This is a genomic window from Prevotella falsenii DSM 22864 = JCM 15124 (assembly GCF_000613945.1).
Taxonomy (GTDB): domain Bacteria; phylum Bacteroidota; class Bacteroidia; order Bacteroidales; family Bacteroidaceae; genus Prevotella; species Prevotella falsenii.
The window spans coordinates 208,134-223,435 of the sequence record NZ_BAJY01000001.1 but is presented as its reverse complement, the minus strand read 5'-3'; the positions used below and the strand labels follow the sequence as shown (position 1 = coordinate 223,435).

Here is a 15,302-nt window from a genome sequence, read left to right as displayed (position 1 = left end):
TTTTGTTTTGGTATTACATTGCCACAGAGTTAAGAAGTTTGCTAATTCTTGGTTATATATGGACGTTATTTTTAGCTGCTTCTTACTTTGTACTGCAAAGATAAGGCTTTTATTTTATAATATCAAGTAAAAAACAGCTTTTTCTTCTGCTTTATTTACAGTTCTCAAAACAACGCTGCTGTGTTGCAGATGAGCCAAAATGGAGAAGTCGTTGATATTTAAATCTATATTAAAAACATTAGGTTGCAGTGCCGTAAAAACAAATACAGGATTATGCAAATACCTCGAAAGAAAACCGATAAAAGTGTAAATATTTTTCCAAAGCATATCTCTCGTTCAACTAACTCGCTGTCAGCGCATTACAAAACCTATTGTTTTGCATTCCAAAACCGTAGGTTTTGCACGGTAAAAGCGTAGGTTTTGCGATGCAAAACCTACGGTTTCGCAACGCCAAACCGAAATTATCGTTTTTTAAGAGAATTATCTTTACAAGATTAAAGCTGTTTTACGGCATTTGCCTTGAGCAGGAAAAAGGAAATCATCTGCCTTCGGTAAATATCCATTATTCCATAGCCGGCAGTGCCAAGAACGGATTTTTGCGACGTGCGGTAATATGCAGAATGACCGATAGAATAAACTTTCGTTTTTGACTACTAATAATTTTTAACCTCCTTTGCTTTGGAATATCGGAAATAAGGACTATCTTTGCAACGTTCTAATAAAGTAGTTAAAAAAGCGGTAATGGAATTCTGACATCGGGATTATGTTGGGATTCTGTCTTTTTTATATTTATTTTGAAAAGCGTATAAACAAAAAATATAGATTATGTCTTACATGTCACAAGATGGCTACGACAAGCTCGTGGCTGAACTGCAACGTTTAGAAGCAGTGGAACGTCCGAAAGCATCGGCAGCAATAGCAGAAGCAGCCGACAAGGGCGATTTAAGCGAAAATTCGGAATACGACGCAGCAAAAGAAGCACAAGCACATCTCGAAGCGAAAATAACCGAGATGAAGATGACCATCGCGCAAGCAAAAATTGTGGATACATCGCGTTTGAGCAACGAAGCTGTGCAGATTATGTCTACCGTTCAAATGACTAATTTGGGCAATAACACTAAAATGGAGTACACGATTGTCAGCGAATCGGAAGCAAACCTGAAGCAAGGAAAGATTTCTATCAAAACTCCTATTGCACAAGGACTGCTCAACAAGAAGGTGGGCGATGAGGTGGAGATAGAAATACCACGCGGTAAAATAAGGTTGAGGATAGATAATATTTCTATCAATCTTTAAGGTGTAAAACAAAGAAATAAGGCTATGACGATATTTTCAAAGATTGCAGCCGGAGAAATACCAAGCTATAAATGTGCAGAGAACGATAAGTTTTATGCTTTTCTCGACATCAACCCTATCGGAAAAGCGCACACATTGGTAATTCCTCGTAAAGAGGTAGACTACATTTTTGATATGGAAGACGACGACTTGGCAGCGTTCCAGCTCTTTGCAAAAAAGGTTGCCCGTGCCATAAAGATTGCCTTTCCTTGCAAGAAAGTAGCACAAATAGTGTTGGGACTCGAAGTAGACCACGCACATATCCACCTGTTGCCCATCAACAAAGAAAGCGATGTAGACTTCCATAAGCACATCGAACTGACAGCAGAAGAGCAAACGGAGATTGCAGCACGCATTTTCGACGCTTTCCAAAAATTAGGTTAAATAGTTTGTTTGCTTTGTGCTGTCAATGCAGCGGCATACTATAAAAGATGCGCAAGACCAAGTTTTCGGCTTGTTTCGCAAACTAATAGGGTGTTAGTTTTGCGAGGGAACAAAACGAAAACTTGGTCTTGCGTTTGTTATAACCTGCTTTGTGGGTTTTTATAACGGTTCATTTAGAACGTACAAGCCTTTAAATAAACTCTTCACCCTTCTTTAGTTGCGCCTCGTTTACATACTTTCTAATGAAAGCCGAAGAGTTTTCTTTCTTGCAAATAAGCAGCAAATTGCCTTTTTCGGCAACGATAAAGCCATCGAGTCCGTTTAGAATGGCAAACTTGTCGTTGGGCAATTTGACGATGTTGTTGCTTGAACCATCGAACAATACTTCGCCACCGGCAACCACATTATCGTCCTCTCCACGACTTTTCGAGTCATACATACCGCACCATGTGCCAAGGTCTACCCAACCGAAATCGCATTTCAGAACGTGTACATCGGGCGACTTTTCAAGCACGCCATAGTCTATCGACATATTAGGGAAAGCAGGGAAGAAGTGCTGAGCAAACTCTTCTTCGTCTTCCGTATCAAATTCTTGTGGTGTAGCATCGAAATCTATTTGCGCAACCGAAAGGCTTTGTTGCAGGCTTTCTTTCAGGAACTTCACATTACCTAAGTACATACCCGTGTTCCACAACCATTCGTTGCTGTCTACAAACATTCGGGCAAACTCTTCATCGGGCTTTTCGGTGAATGCCTTCACCTTATATATATCGCCCATTGTGCTTGCGCTGCCTTTCTGTATGTAGCCGTATGCGGTCTCGGCACGTGTGGGCTGGACACCCAAAGCCAGCAAACAGTCGTGTGTGGCAGTGAAGTTTAATCCTTCCTGAATATTGCTTTTGAATATTTCGGGCTTCATAATACTTTGGTCGGAAGGCGAAATAATAACATTTGCATGGCTGTTTATCTTTGAAATACGGCGGGCAGCCCATGCTACACTTGGTGCGGTATTCCGATAAACAGGCTCGGAAATAATATTGTTTTCAGCTATTTCGGGGAGCTGTTCGCGCACAATGTCGTAGTACAGTTGGCTTGTTACAATAAAAATATTATCCTTTGGAACAATATCAAGAAAGCGGTCGAAAGTCTGTTGCAGCTGTGTTCGCCCCTCGCTGAAGAAGTCAATAAACTGCTTAGGATATTTTTCCCTACTCACCGGCCACAATCTTTTACCTTTTCCGCCAGCCAAAATGACACAGTAACTATTATTATCCGTAATTTCCATAGATGTATAGATTTTCTATTTACATAGTCAAAGGTATTCAAATAATTCTTATTTCACAAATGTTTTAAGAAAGAAATTAATATTTTTCATACTTTTATATTTCCGCACAGAGTAAGTATAACAAAAGAAAAAAGCCGCACTGAAGACGTTGTGGCTTCAGTGCGGCTTTTCCTTTCAGTGTCTTTCCTTTTATTTTAACGTGAGTTCGGCATAAGAATTATGCGAGTATCTTTAGTTATCAAGATGCTTAAACTGTGATTTAATACGCCTACAACTTTAAAAAAGCGAAGCTTCTTCCTCCAATTATTACACCGAACTCACCCTATTCCATGAACGAAAAGAAGGCTATAAAAGTGTAAATATTTTTCACAAGCATAGCTATTACATAACACTCTATACATCAGCGCATTACAAAACCTATTGTTTTGCGTTCCAAAACCGTAGGTTTTGCACGGTAAAAGCGGCTGTTTTGCGTTGCAAAACCTACGCTTTCGCAATGTCAAAACGCATTTATCACTTTTTAAGGGAATTATTTTTACAGAATGAAACGGAATAACGCTCTTGCTTTCATTAGCGGTCTTGCTAAAAAGTAGCTGCGAGATTGCCTGCTTAATCTGCTTTCTTATGCCGAACTAACGTTAATGGGAGAAAACTATTCAAGACAATATTGCCTTTGGATAGAGCTATTTTTGCTCTATGCAACAAATATATCAAGAAAAAAATATCGAATAGTTTGTAACTTTCATTTTTTAGCATTACCTTTGCAAACGGTTTGCCGCAATGGTGGAATTGGTAGACACGAGGGACTTAAAATCCCTTGGCCAGTAATGGCTGTGCGGGTTCAAGTCCCGCTCGCGGCACTTTTAAAGGTAGGCGTTGGTGCGCTTACAAAAATGAAAAGCATAGACGAGCATGTTGCTCCCGATTAGCTTTTTGCTTTTATACATTCAATTAAACATTGTCCAAATGAAACGAATAGTCTATTTTTTCTTACTATCTTTGCTATTGGTTTCTTGCGGCGGACGCAGCGGATACTTTAAAATCGACGGCAGATTGCTACACGTCAATCAAGGACAGCTATTTGTTTATAGTCCTGATGGGGTGATTGACGGGCTCGATACCATACAAATAAAAGGTGGACGCTTCGCTTACGAAATACCTTGCCAATTCAATGGCACGCTTGTAATTGTATTCCCGAACTATTCCACACACGCTATTTTTGCCGAACCGGGCGAAGCTGTGGAAATAAAAGCCGATGCTTCACACCTGAAAGAAATGGAAGTGAAGGGCACAGACGATAACGAACTGATGGGAAAATTCCGCAAACAAATTGCATCGACATCGCCTCCGGAGGTTGTAAAATACGCCGTCCGATTCGTGGAAGCCCACCCCGAATCTCCCGTCAGTGTGTATTTGACAGAACGTTACATTATTAATAATAAGGGAACAGACTATAAACAGACAGCCGAACTTATAAAACTAATGGAGAAAGAGCAACCAAAGAATGGCTCTTTGGCACGTTTGAAACAGCATTTACAGAACTTACAGAATGGAAATGTTGGGCAATTGCTACCAAAATTCACGGCAAAAGACTTGAATGGAAATATTATTGCCGGTTCAAAGCTGAAAGGCAAGAACGTTATTATTTGCACATGGGCATCGTGGAGCGAAGATAGTAAAGACATTCTCTCAACGCTTAACAACATGGCGAAAAAAGGTTTAGCCACTGTAATAGGCATTTGCGTAGACCCATCGGCAAAAGATGCAAGACAATATATCAAGGAAAACGACATAATAGTTCCCAATATCTGCGACGGAGAGATGTTGGAGAGCAAACTAATAAAAACACTTGGGCTGACATCGGTACCCGACAACATCATTCTAAACAACGGAAAGATAACCGAACGCAGGGTAGATGCCAACACGCTCAAGGAAGAATGATAAAGTTAGACGTATAAATGCTTGTAAAAACTTATTGTGCTGCTGTAAACGGTATGGAAGTTACAACGGTTACAGTGGAAGTTAGCATAACGAGGGGAGTGATGTTTCACCTCACAGGATTGGCTGACGTGGCTGTAAAAGAAAGCCACGACCGCATTGCTGCAGCACTGTTGAACAATGGCTATCAGTTTCCGGTAGCCGATATAACGGCTAATCTTGCCCCTGCCGATTTGCGCAAGGAAGGTTCAAGTTTCGACCTGCCACTCGCCATTGCTATTCTTGGCGCAACCGAAAAGATTGTTTCCGACCACCTTAGCGAATATATGCTTGTGGGAGAATTAAGCCTCGACGGAACTTTGCAACCCATTAAAGGTGCATTGCCCATAGCTATTAAGGCACGAGCGGAAAAGTTTAAGGGGTTAATTGTGCCGAAAGCGAACGAGCACGAAGCTGCCGTGGTAGACACACTCGAAGTCTACGGCATGAACGACATAGGCGAAGTCATCAGTTTCCTTAACGATGCCTATACACAAGAGCCGTGTAAGGTAGACACACGCAAAGAATTCTACGAGAACCAATATATCAGCGATTTGGATTTTGCCGACGTTCGCGGGCAAGAAAATGTAAAACGAGCATTAGAAGTAGCCGCCGCCGGTTCGCATAATGTCATTATGATAGGTCCTCCGGGTAGCGGAAAGAGTATGATGGCGAAACGACTGCCTTCCATACTGCCGCCGCTGGCACTTACCGAGAGTTTGGAAACAACGCAAATCCACTCTATTGCCGGGAAGCTGAAGAAAGATACAGGCTCATAACGCAACGTCCGTTCCGCAGTCCCCACCATACCATCTCCGAAGTAGCCTTGGTAGGCGGTGGAGCAAACCCGATGCCGGGCGAAATAACCTTAGCGCACAACGGAGTTTTATTCTGCGACGAGCTGCCTGAGTTTAACAAACACACGCTCGAAGTGTTGCGCCAACCATTAGAAGACCGCATAATTACCATCTCAAGAGCCAAATATACCGTTACTTACCCTTGCAGTTTTATGTTCGTAGCGAGTATGAACCCTTGTCCTTGCGGCTATTATGGCGACATTACGCACCACTGTGTCTGCACGCCGGGGCAGATACAGCGTTACCTTTCAAAGATTTCGGGCCCGCTACTCGACCGTATCGACATACAATGCGAAATATCTCCACTCCCATTTAAAGACCTTTCGAAAGCCGAGAAAGGCGAAGCGAGTGCCAATATTCGCGAACGTGTATTGAAAGCACGCAGCATTCAGACCGAAAGATTTAAGGATTATCCCAACATTCATTGCAATGCACAGATGTCGGAACGCATGATTCACGAGTTTGCCGAACCCGATGAGCAATCGCTCGATATACTTCGTAAAGCTATGGAAAGCCTCAAACTATCGGCACGTGCCTACAATCGTATTCTAAAAGTGGCACGTACCATAGCCGACCTTGACGCATCGCCCAAGGTACAAGCCCACCATATTGCCGAAGCTATTGGCTACAGAAGTCTCGACCGAGGCGATTGGGGCGAAAGATAATATAGATTTTATTTTGCTATTTTCTTAGTTTACAGTACCTTTGCACTTGAAATATCAATAAAATACGTAAGAAACAAATCACATTAAACTACTAAAAATAGTTTAAAAAGTTAGAATATGGAATGGATAAACGGACTTTTCAGCATTTACTCGGCACTTCAAGGAGTAATTATTGTTTCGCTTGTATGTGCTATCGGACTTGCTTTAGGTAAGATAAAGTTCGGCGGAGTGTCTTTAGGCGTTGCTTTCGTGTTCTTCGTAGGCATTGCCGTAGGAAACTTCGGACTCAGTATGGACACACAAATGATGAAATACTGCGAGACCTTTGGGCTTGTATTATTCGTCTACACGTTAGGATTGCACGTCGGTCCTAACTTTTTTAGTTCCCTACTCCACGAGGGCAAGGCGTTAAATATGTGGTCTTTGGCCGTTATTCTGCTTGGAACGGTAATGGCTGTCGGACTAACATACGCCCTTAAGATACCAATGAGCGATATGGTAGGCATTCTCAGCGGTGCAACAACCAACACACCGGCCCTCGGTGCTGCACAACAGGCGTTAGAGCACATTGGCGTGAGCGGCGGCCGTGCAGCTCTTGCAACGGCTGTAACCTATCCGCTCGGTGTTGTAGGTGTTATCTTCGCAATGATTGTTTTGCGAAAGCTCTTCGTAAAGCCCGAAGATTTAGAACTGAAAAGCACCGACGAGGAGAACCATACCTATGTCGGACAATACGTTGTCGTAAATCCTGCCATCATTGGCAAAACTATTGCAGAAGTATCGCAAGGTTCTCACACTAAGTTTATTATCTCCCGCATTTGGCGCGACGAAGAAGTAATACTTCCAAAAGGCACTACGGTATTGGAAAACCACGACAATTTGCTCGTCATTGCCAATAAAGACGATGTAACGAGTATAGAAATATTGTTCGGTCAAGCCGTTCGACGCGACTGGAACAAGGACCAAATAGACTGGAACAAAATCGATTCGAATGTTGAAAGTCGCATTATCGTGCTCACAAAAGGCGAGCTGAACGGCAAACGACTTGGGCAACTCCAACTCAGAGATACATGCGGAGTAAACGTGAGCCGCGTGTTGCGTGGCGACATCAAGCTGCTTGCCACCGAAGACCTGCGTTTGCGATATGGCGACCACCTGACTATTGTCGGAACTCCTAAAGCCGTAGACCACGCCGAACACTTCCTTGGCAATTCCATAAAAACCCTGAACGAGCCCAACCTCGGCAATATCTTCCTCGGAATGATACTTGGACTTGCCCTCGGAACCATTCCAATCAATTTGCCCGGTATGGATTCTCCTATCCGTTTAGGCATCGCAGGCGGCCCCATCATTATGGGAATCTTGGTCGGAACATTTGCCCCACGCTTTCATATGGTATCTTACACCACCCGAAGCGCATCGCTTATGTTGCGCAAATTAGGGCTTTCGCTCTATTTGGCGTGTATCGGATTAGATGCCGGCAAAGACTTCTTAGACACCGTAATCCGTCCCGAAGGCTTAATGTGGGTGGGCTTGGGCTTCCTGCTCACCGTGTTGCCCATCATCATTATTGCCATTATTGCTTTGCGAACGAAGAAATACGACTTTGGCACTATTTGCGGAATACTTTGCGGTGCAATGGCAAACCCAATGGCATTGGTTTATGCAAACGACACTACCAAGGGCGAAACATCTAACATCAGTTACGCCACGGTCTATCCGTTAGGAATGTTTATCCGAGTGATAATTGCCCAAGTGCTGGTAATGTTCTTTGTTTAGCCAAGGAACGACCCACTCTTTTCTTTCAGTGTTAGCACACCTTCGTCTGCAAGTATATATACACCTACGTTCAAGAGATGCCATAAAGGAACTGTAAAAGTTTAATGGGAAAAGCCTACTCTATGGACGGAAAGAAGACAATAAAAGTGTAAATATTCTTCACAAGCGTAGCGACAACATAATTTTCTATTTATCAATGCATTACAAAACCTATTGTTTTGCATTCCAAAAGCGTAGGTTTTACACGGTAAAAGCGGCTGTTTTGCGATGCAAAACAGCCGCTTTTGCAATGCCAAATCGAAATTATCATTTTTCAAGAAAACTATCTTTACAAAACAAGGACTATTTTCAGCTAAAATCACAGCTGCACCATAGGGGCGTAATCCATCACGTTCCTTATACCCTATCTGCTTTTTCCTCCGTGTCAGGGACGTAATGAAACGCACCTCTACATGCCATTACACAACATAAAAGCTATTTTGTTGCATCACTAAGATTAAACATCTTCACTAAAATAAACCTTGAACAACCACCTTATAATAAAAATAACTAAAAAGCACGGCTATTCCGTAATTTTGCAGTACTTTTGTAATTTAAAATAATTGGATAAGAAATGAATCTTACAAGCATATTAAATAAGGTGTACTTCCAGCCTCGTCGTCGCGAATTAGACCGCTATATTAACGAGGGAGAAGCTATCCAACACGAAATATTACAATACTTGGTAAAGCGCGGAAAAGATACGGAATACGGAAGAAACCATTTGTTTTCTACTATCAAGTCGTACGAAGACTTTGCGCAAAACATACCTGTAAACACCTACGAAGAACTGAAAGGCGACATCGACCGTATGCGACACGGCGAAAAAGACGTGTTGTGGCCCGGACAAGTGAAGTGGTATGCAAAGTCGTCGGGCACGACAAACGATAAGAGTAAGTTTATTCCCATCACGCACGAAGGCTTGCAGACCCTGCATTATCAAGGCGGTAAGGACGTTGTGGCTTACTACTTGAGCAACAATCCCGACAGCAGGCTGTTCAGCGGTAAGGGTCTTATACTCGGCGGAAGCCATTCGCCCAACTATAATCTGCCCAATTCGCTTGTCGGAGATTTAAGTGCAATCCTTATCGAGAACATCAATCCGTTGGCAAACCTTGTGCGTGTACCATCGAAAGAAGTGGCACTGCTGAGCGATTTTGAGGTAAAGCGCGACCGTATCGCCCATGATACACTCTCGCAGAACGTTACCAACATTTCGGGAGTGCCGTCGTGGATGCTCTCGGTGCTGGTACGGGTGATGGAACTGACGGGAAAGCAACACCTGCAAGAGGTCTGGCCCAACTTGGAAGTGTTCTTCCACGGTGGTATTGCGTTTACACCGTATCGCGAACAGTACGAACAGCTCATCACGAAGTCGGATATGAAGTACATGGAAACCTACAATGCGTCGGAAGGTTTCTTCGGTATTCAGGACGACCCGAACAATCAAAGCATGTCGTTGATGCTCGATTACGGTGTGTTCTACGAGTTCTTGCCGATGGACGAGTTTGAAAACGAAAAGCCAAACATCGTTCCGTTGGAAGGCGTAGAGGTGGGACGCAACTATGCAATGCTCATCAGTACAGCCTGCGGACTGTGGCGTTACGAAATCGGCGATACGGTTCGGTTCACTTCCATTCATCCTTACAAGTTCGTTATCACCGGTCGCACCAAGTATTTCATCAATGCTTTCGGCGAAGAACTTATTATGGACAATGCCGAAAAAGGCTTGGAAACAGCTTGTAAGGCTACCGGTGCACAGATTTCCGAATATACGGCAGCACCTATTTTCATGGACGCCAATGCCAAATGCCGCCACCAATGGCTCATCGAATTTACGAAAGCACCCGACGATATTCACGATTTTGAACGCATCTTAGACAGTAAATTGCAAGAAATAAACTCCGATTACGAAGCTAAACGCTTCCACGATATAACGTTGCAGCAGTTAGAAGTGGTGGTGGCAAGAAAGGATTTGTTCAACGATTGGCTGAAATCGAAAGGCAAACTTGGCGGACAACACAAGGTGCCACGACTGTCGAACAACCGTAAAAACATCGAAGAGATGTTGTCGATGAATAAAGAAAAGGAAGCATAAGGTAACTTCATAGAAACACATAGGACTGTATTCAAGCTGTAAAGCGATATTAAACGAATAATATTTTAAAGGGTTATGAACAAACAAAGCATAAAGAACATGGGTTGGAAAGCAGGAAGTGTAATGACTTTTTGCCTGCTTTTGCTTACTGTTTTCTCGTGTGCGAAGATGGGAGAACCTGATGGCGGTTGGTACGACGAGACGCCGCCGCGCATTCTCGGCACATCTCCTGCCGACGGTTCGAGCGATGTAAACAGCAAGAAAGTTACCATTCTTTTCGATGAATTCATAACGCTGAACAATCCAACCGAAAAGGTAGTAGTGTCGCCGCCGCAGTTGGAAACACCCGAAATAAAGGTAAGTGGCAGAAAAATCACCGTGGAACTGCAAGATAAACTGAAGGAAAATACTACCTACACAATTGATTTCTCGGACGCTATTGCCGACAACAACGAGGGGAACCCCATGGGCAACTACACCTATTCGTTCTCTACGGGCAATCGGATAGACACGATGGAGGTAGCAGGATATGTGCTTGAAGCGCAAAACTTAGAGCCTGTAAAAGGCATTTTGGTAGGACTTTACAGCAATCAGAGCGACACTGCCTTCCAACACGAACCGATGTTGCGTGTTGCAAGAACCGATGGCAGCGGGCGTTTCATTATAAGAGGTGTGGCGAAAGGCGACTATCGAATCTACGCATTGCAGGATATGGACGGCAATTACATGTTCAGTCAGCAAAGCGAAAAGTTGGCTTTCACACCCGAAATCATTATGCCTTCGTGGAAACCGGACGTGCGTCAGGATACAATTTGGAGCGATTCGCTGCATATTACCGACATTAAGCGTGTGCCCTATACGCATTTTCTACCCGACGATGTTGTGCTTACGGCTTTCACCGAAGTACAAACCAACCGGCATTTCTTGAAGTCGGAGCGCAAAGATGCCGACCATTTCACCCTGTTTTATAGTTATGGGCACGCCGAATTGCCCGAGATTAAAGGTTTGAACTTTAATGAAAAGAATGCTTTCATTACCGAACCGAGCCAGAACCAAGACACAATTACCTACTGGCTTCGCGACACGATGCTCGTCAATCAGGACACGCTGCGCATGCAACTTTCCTATATGGCAACCGATTCATTAGGTTCATTGGTGCAACAGACCGATACTTTGGAAGTATTGGCGAAGATTTCGCATGAGAAACGGTTGAAACAACACCAAGAGAACTACGATAAATGGAAAAAACAACAAAATAAGAACAAGGAAAAAGGCAAGCCCTATCAGACCGAATACCCTAAAACGCCGTTGGAAGTAAAGATAAAAGTCGCTTCGCAAATGGCTCCCGACGAAAACCCTACGTTTATTTTGCCGTCGCCGATAGCCGTCTGCGACACATCGAAGATACATCTTTACGAAAAAGTAGATACGGTTTGGCAAAATGCCAAGTATCAGTTTGGAAGCGTGCCGGGCGTTCCTCGGCAATACAAACTTGTGGGCGAATGGAACTTCGGCAGCGAATACAGCCTCGAACTCGACTCTGCCGCCTTTACAGACATATACGGCAAGGTGTCGGGAAAAACAAAACAGAGCATAAAAGTAAGCTCGCCTGAAGAATACAGCACCCTTATAGTGTCGCTGCAAGGTATGGACGGCAAAAACTGTCTGCTGCAATTGCTCAACGAATCGGACAAACCGATAAAGGAAGTAACGGCAAAAGGCAACGAAGCAACGTTCTATTACGTGAAGCCGGGCACGTTTTATCTGCGCTTAATCGTAGACGACAACGACAACGGGCATTGGGATACAGGACTTTACAGCAAGCAACAGCAACCAGAAGCTGTGTACTACTACACAAAAGAAATAGAATGTAAAGCCAAACGCGACGTCAGAATAACGTGGAATCCACGCCAAACACCGCTCTATCAGCAAAAACCTGCCAAGATAACCAAGCAAAAGGCAGAAGAAAAACAAAAGATAAGGAAGCGAAACTACGACCGTGCGAAGAAGTTGGGATTAGATTATAACCCACGAAACGGATTGGTAGAGAAGGCTAAAAAGAAAGTCAGAAACGACGTAACCAAAACTTCTTTGAAATAAAAGGTTATAGGAAAGAGGAAAAACGTAATTACAAAATAAAGATGTAATTACGTTTTTCTTATTTTATAATTGCGTTTCCACAAAGCCATAGTTACTTTTTTAAACTCGAACACTTCCAAACAACAAGTTGATGGCTTAGCAGAAAGAACCTCATAGCATTATTTTTCTTTTCAGCCACTTGGCAAAAACGGGGTCGGTCATTACCGTTTCCGCTCCTCGTTTCTCTATTAAATCGCGCTCCAACAGAGCTGTTTTCAGTCGGTTAATATTCGAATAGCTGCCCAATTTATACTCTTCGCGCACCTCGGAGAGTCCGAAATCCTTCGTAACTCCGGACGCTATGGCACGCAGGAAGTTCAATTGGTACTCCGAAAGCGGTTCTATCATTTGCATAAACAGAATGTCATTCGTTGCCAAAAGGTCGTTCATCGCCTGTTTTACATCTTCTTCGGTTACAGTTTCTCCCTCTTCTTTCTGTGTGAACACAAGCCAAGAAAGCTGCTGAACGTATGCCGAGTAGTTCTCCGTAAAGTTGCAAATGTCTTCTGCCAAGGCACGATTAATCGTTCTTTTGCCGTCTGCAAAGTGGCTGACAATATATTCCACCCAGTCGGCTGTTGCTATTTTATCCAATGAAATAATATCGCCAAACTGGAAGAAAGGCATACTGCGGTGCAGGAATATGGCACTCATAAGGTGGTGTTTGCTCCCAAAAAGACAATACGACACCTGCTTTTGGTGCTGCCATACAGTTCTCAAGCGGGCTTGTATCTGCTTGCTGTTCGCCATTTCTCCTATCTGTTGAAACTCGTCTATGCAGATAACGATGCGTTTTCCCTTCTTTATGGCAATCTTTTCAGCCATTCCCAACACTTCTTCCGGCGTATGCGTCTTGGGCGTAATGCCCAAAGAAATGGCAAAATCAGAGTTAGGTTCCGGGCTGAAAGAGATTTTAGGAGTAAGCCGATAAAGGAATTCCTTCGCCTCTTCAAGCCACAATTCGCGCTTAGAAGCAGTCAGTTTCAGCACCTCCGCAGCCAATTTGTTGTAGAAATCGTATTCGCTTTTACAACCAAATATGTCCAAATACACCGTAATAATATCTTCCTCGTCGAGCTTATTGCAGACATGCTTCACCAACGAGGTCTTTCCCAATCGTCTCGGCGACATCAATATGACATTGATACCACCTCTGAAATTATCCAATAGACGCTTTGTTTCCTGCTCTCTTCCGATGAAATTATAATCGGAAACTGCGACTCCGTAAACAAATCTCTTGCACATAATATGATGTTTTTAGTTCGTCTGACGCTTGCAAATATAGCAAAAAAAAAGCAATCACACAAGTTTGTGTGATACAAACTTGTGTGATACCAATTTGTATAGCCAACATTCAAAACGTAAATTTGATGTAAGAATAACGCTAATATGTTATTTGTAAGATACTTAAAGAAAGAATTGATGATGTTTCGATATGCTTATAATGAGAAAGAAGCGACGCATCTTCTGTAAATTCTTACACCAAACTCACACTATTCTATTAATAAAAAAGAGGCAATAAATATGTAAATATTTTTCGCGGAAATATCTATTGCTTAACTATCTAATCATCAGCACATTACAAAACCTATTGTTTTGCGTTCCAAAACCGTAGGTTTTGCACGGTAAAAGCGTAGGTTTTGCGATGCAAAACCTACGCTTTCGCAACGCCAAAGCGATTATATCACTTTTTTAACAGAATTATCTTTACAAAATTGATACACTTCAACAGCGATGTATGGCAAGAAATAAAAAGGAGCTTTACCGCTCCTTTTTCACCATTCCTCTCGTAAAATAGAACAACGGGAGATATACCAAAACTGCCGAAACAACACCTGCTACGGCGTCTACAAGATAGTGCGCTTGAATGTAAACCGTAGCGCAGCAAAGGAAAAAGTAGAACGGAGCAAGCACTGCAAGTAACTTATAATTGCGCGCATGCCATATCAAGAACATACAGATGGTGCTGATTCCGACGTGCGAACTTGGGAAAGCTGCCGTCGGACGCTCACCTGCTGCCTTCGCATCTTCTACTAATTGGTAGAAAAAACCATCGGTATAACCGGGACTTGGCAAACAGTCTTGATGCAGATTGAAGTAGTCGTGCACGTTAGGAAATACGCCTGCTACTATCTTTTCCATTCCTACTGCCTTATAATAAAATGTAGGACCTGCCACCGGAACGAAGATAAAGACCACATAATAGATAAAAAACGAAGCCAGCATGATGAAGGCTACACGCTCGAATTCCTTGTAACGCCATATAAAGAAGTAAAATACCGTCAGCGCAATCATCGGATAATAAGCTGCATAACCCATATCGAAAAGCTCGCTGAAAACAGCATCGGGCAGCTCTTTGGAGAACAACAATGCGGGCTGATAGCCAAAAATGTTTTGTTCCCACTGTGCAAAAACATGGTCGAGATTGGGCAAAAGCCTGTTAAATTCGTAAGTATCGGGATACCACCACGCAAGCAAGCCAAGCTGTGCAGCCACTCTTGCAAAGCGAGTGAAGCGACAAGGGAAGATGCGGTACACCAACACAGTGCAGCCGTTATGGCAACGATGCGCAATCGCCCATAAATCATGGCTTCGGGCGTTTCCATTTTCGTGTAAAAGAACAGAATAAGCACAAACGTGAACACCATATAAGCTGCTGCTGCCCACTCTATTGCCATCAATCCCTTTAGCGGTTTCTTCTCTATTCGGAAGAGGTCGAGTATGAATTTTACCATTTTTATTCT

At 43.2% G+C, this 15,302-nt stretch carries 9 protein-coding genes, 1 tRNA gene and 2 pseudogenes; 8 read left to right on the top strand and 4 right to left on the bottom strand.

The features are described from left to right. Nucleotides 1–114 precede the first annotated feature (114 nt). Nucleotides 115–327, bottom strand: coding sequence for a hypothetical protein (locus JCM15124_RS16120; protein WP_024997933.1), 213 nt, complete (start codon nt 325–327; stop codon nt 115–117). Between the two features lie 498 nt (nt 328–825). Between JCM15124_RS16120 and greA the strand changes: the two genes are divergently transcribed. Continuing rightward, the gene (gene greA, locus JCM15124_RS01015) at nt 826–1,296 is read left to right on the top strand and encodes a transcription elongation factor GreA (protein ID WP_024997931.1); all 471 of its coding nucleotides are present in this window, start codon (nt 826–828) and stop codon (nt 1,294–1,296) included. 24 nt (nt 1,297–1,320) lie between these two features. After that, nucleotides 1,321–1,719, top strand: coding sequence for an HIT family protein (locus tag JCM15124_RS01010; protein WP_024997930.1), 399 nt, complete (start codon nt 1,321–1,323; stop codon nt 1,717–1,719). Between the two features lie 190 nt (nt 1,720–1,909). On the opposite strand, the gene JCM15124_RS01005 is transcribed toward JCM15124_RS01010, so the two are convergent. Beyond that, a complete protein-coding gene (locus JCM15124_RS01005) occupies nt 1,910–3,004 on the bottom strand; it encodes a mannose-1-phosphate guanylyltransferase (RefSeq protein WP_024997929.1) in 1,095 nt (364 codons plus the stop codon). Between the two features lie 774 nt (nt 3,005–3,778). On the opposite strand from JCM15124_RS01005, the gene JCM15124_RS00995 reads away from it, so the two are divergent. The 6 genes and pseudogenes from JCM15124_RS00995 to JCM15124_RS00965 all read left to right on the top strand — a co-directional run bounded on the left by JCM15124_RS00995 (nt 3,779) and on the right by JCM15124_RS00965 (nt 12,519). Beyond that, nucleotides 3,779–3,864, top strand: a tRNA-Leu gene (locus JCM15124_RS00995). A gap of 106 nt (nt 3,865–3,970) precedes the next feature. Next, complete coding sequence (locus JCM15124_RS00990) at nt 3,971–4,945, top strand: TlpA disulfide reductase family protein (RefSeq protein ID WP_024997928.1); 975 nt, start codon at nt 3,971–3,973, stop codon at nt 4,943–4,945. A 17-nt stretch (nt 4,946–4,962) separates the two neighbouring features. Then, nucleotides 4,963–6,503 (top strand): annotated as a pseudogene (locus tag JCM15124_RS12755) (YifB family Mg chelatase-like AAA ATPase). A gap of 117 nt (nt 6,504–6,620) precedes the next feature. Then, the gene (locus JCM15124_RS00980) at nt 6,621–8,282 is read left to right on the top strand and encodes a putative transporter (RefSeq protein WP_024997927.1); all 1,662 of its coding nucleotides are present in this window, start codon (nt 6,621–6,623) and stop codon (nt 8,280–8,282) included. Nucleotides 8,283–8,895: 613 nt separating this feature from the next. Further along, the gene (locus JCM15124_RS00970; protein ID WP_024997926.1) at nt 8,896–10,419 is read left to right on the top strand and encodes a GH3 auxin-responsive promoter family protein; all 1,524 of its coding nucleotides are present in this window, start codon (nt 8,896–8,898) and stop codon (nt 10,417–10,419) included. 75 nt (nt 10,420–10,494) lie between these two features. Further along, on the top strand, nt 10,495–12,519 hold the full coding sequence (locus JCM15124_RS00965) for an Ig-like domain-containing protein (protein WP_024997925.1): 2,025 nt from the start codon (nt 10,495–10,497) through the stop codon (nt 12,517–12,519). Nucleotides 12,520–12,669: 150 nt separating this feature from the next. Here JCM15124_RS00965 and JCM15124_RS00960 read toward each other — a convergent pair whose 3' ends face one another. Both JCM15124_RS00960 and JCM15124_RS12750 read right to left on the bottom strand, forming a co-directional pair. Next, nucleotides 12,670–13,803: an AAA family ATPase gene (locus JCM15124_RS00960; protein WP_024997924.1), complete on the bottom strand. Its 1,134-nt coding sequence runs from the start codon at nt 13,801–13,803 to the stop codon at nt 12,670–12,672. Between the two features lie 516 nt (nt 13,804–14,319). Further along, a pseudogene (locus JCM15124_RS12750) lies at nt 14,320–15,293 on the bottom strand (phosphatase PAP2 family protein). Nucleotides 15,294–15,302 lie beyond the last annotated feature (9 nt).

Excerpts from the sequence above, each read along its gene's own strand:
- JCM15124_RS00965 (WP_024997925.1), top strand. The coding sequence starts at position 10,495 with ATGAACAAACAAAGCATAAAGAACATGGGTTGGAAAGCAGGAAGTGTA.
- JCM15124_RS00960 (WP_024997924.1), bottom strand. The coding sequence starts at position 13,803 with ATGTGCAAGAGATTTGTTTACGGAGTCGCAGTTTCCGATTATAATTTC.
- JCM15124_RS00990 (WP_024997928.1), top strand. The coding sequence starts at position 3,971 with ATGAAACGAATAGTCTATTTTTTCTTACTATCTTTGCTATTGGTTTCT.
- JCM15124_RS00970 (WP_024997926.1), top strand. The coding sequence starts at position 8,896 with ATGAATCTTACAAGCATATTAAATAAGGTGTACTTCCAGCCTCGTCGT.
- greA (WP_024997931.1), top strand. The coding sequence starts at position 826 with ATGTCTTACATGTCACAAGATGGCTACGACAAGCTCGTGGCTGAACTG.
- JCM15124_RS00980 (WP_024997927.1), top strand. The coding sequence starts at position 6,621 with ATGGAATGGATAAACGGACTTTTCAGCATTTACTCGGCACTTCAAGGA.
- JCM15124_RS01010 (WP_024997930.1), top strand. The coding sequence starts at position 1,321 with ATGACGATATTTTCAAAGATTGCAGCCGGAGAAATACCAAGCTATAAA.
- JCM15124_RS01005 (WP_024997929.1), bottom strand. The coding sequence starts at position 3,004 with ATGGAAATTACGGATAATAATAGTTACTGTGTCATTTTGGCTGGCGGA.
- JCM15124_RS16120 (WP_024997933.1), bottom strand. The coding sequence starts at position 327 with ATGCTTTGGAAAAATATTTACACTTTTATCGGTTTTCTTTCGAGGTAT.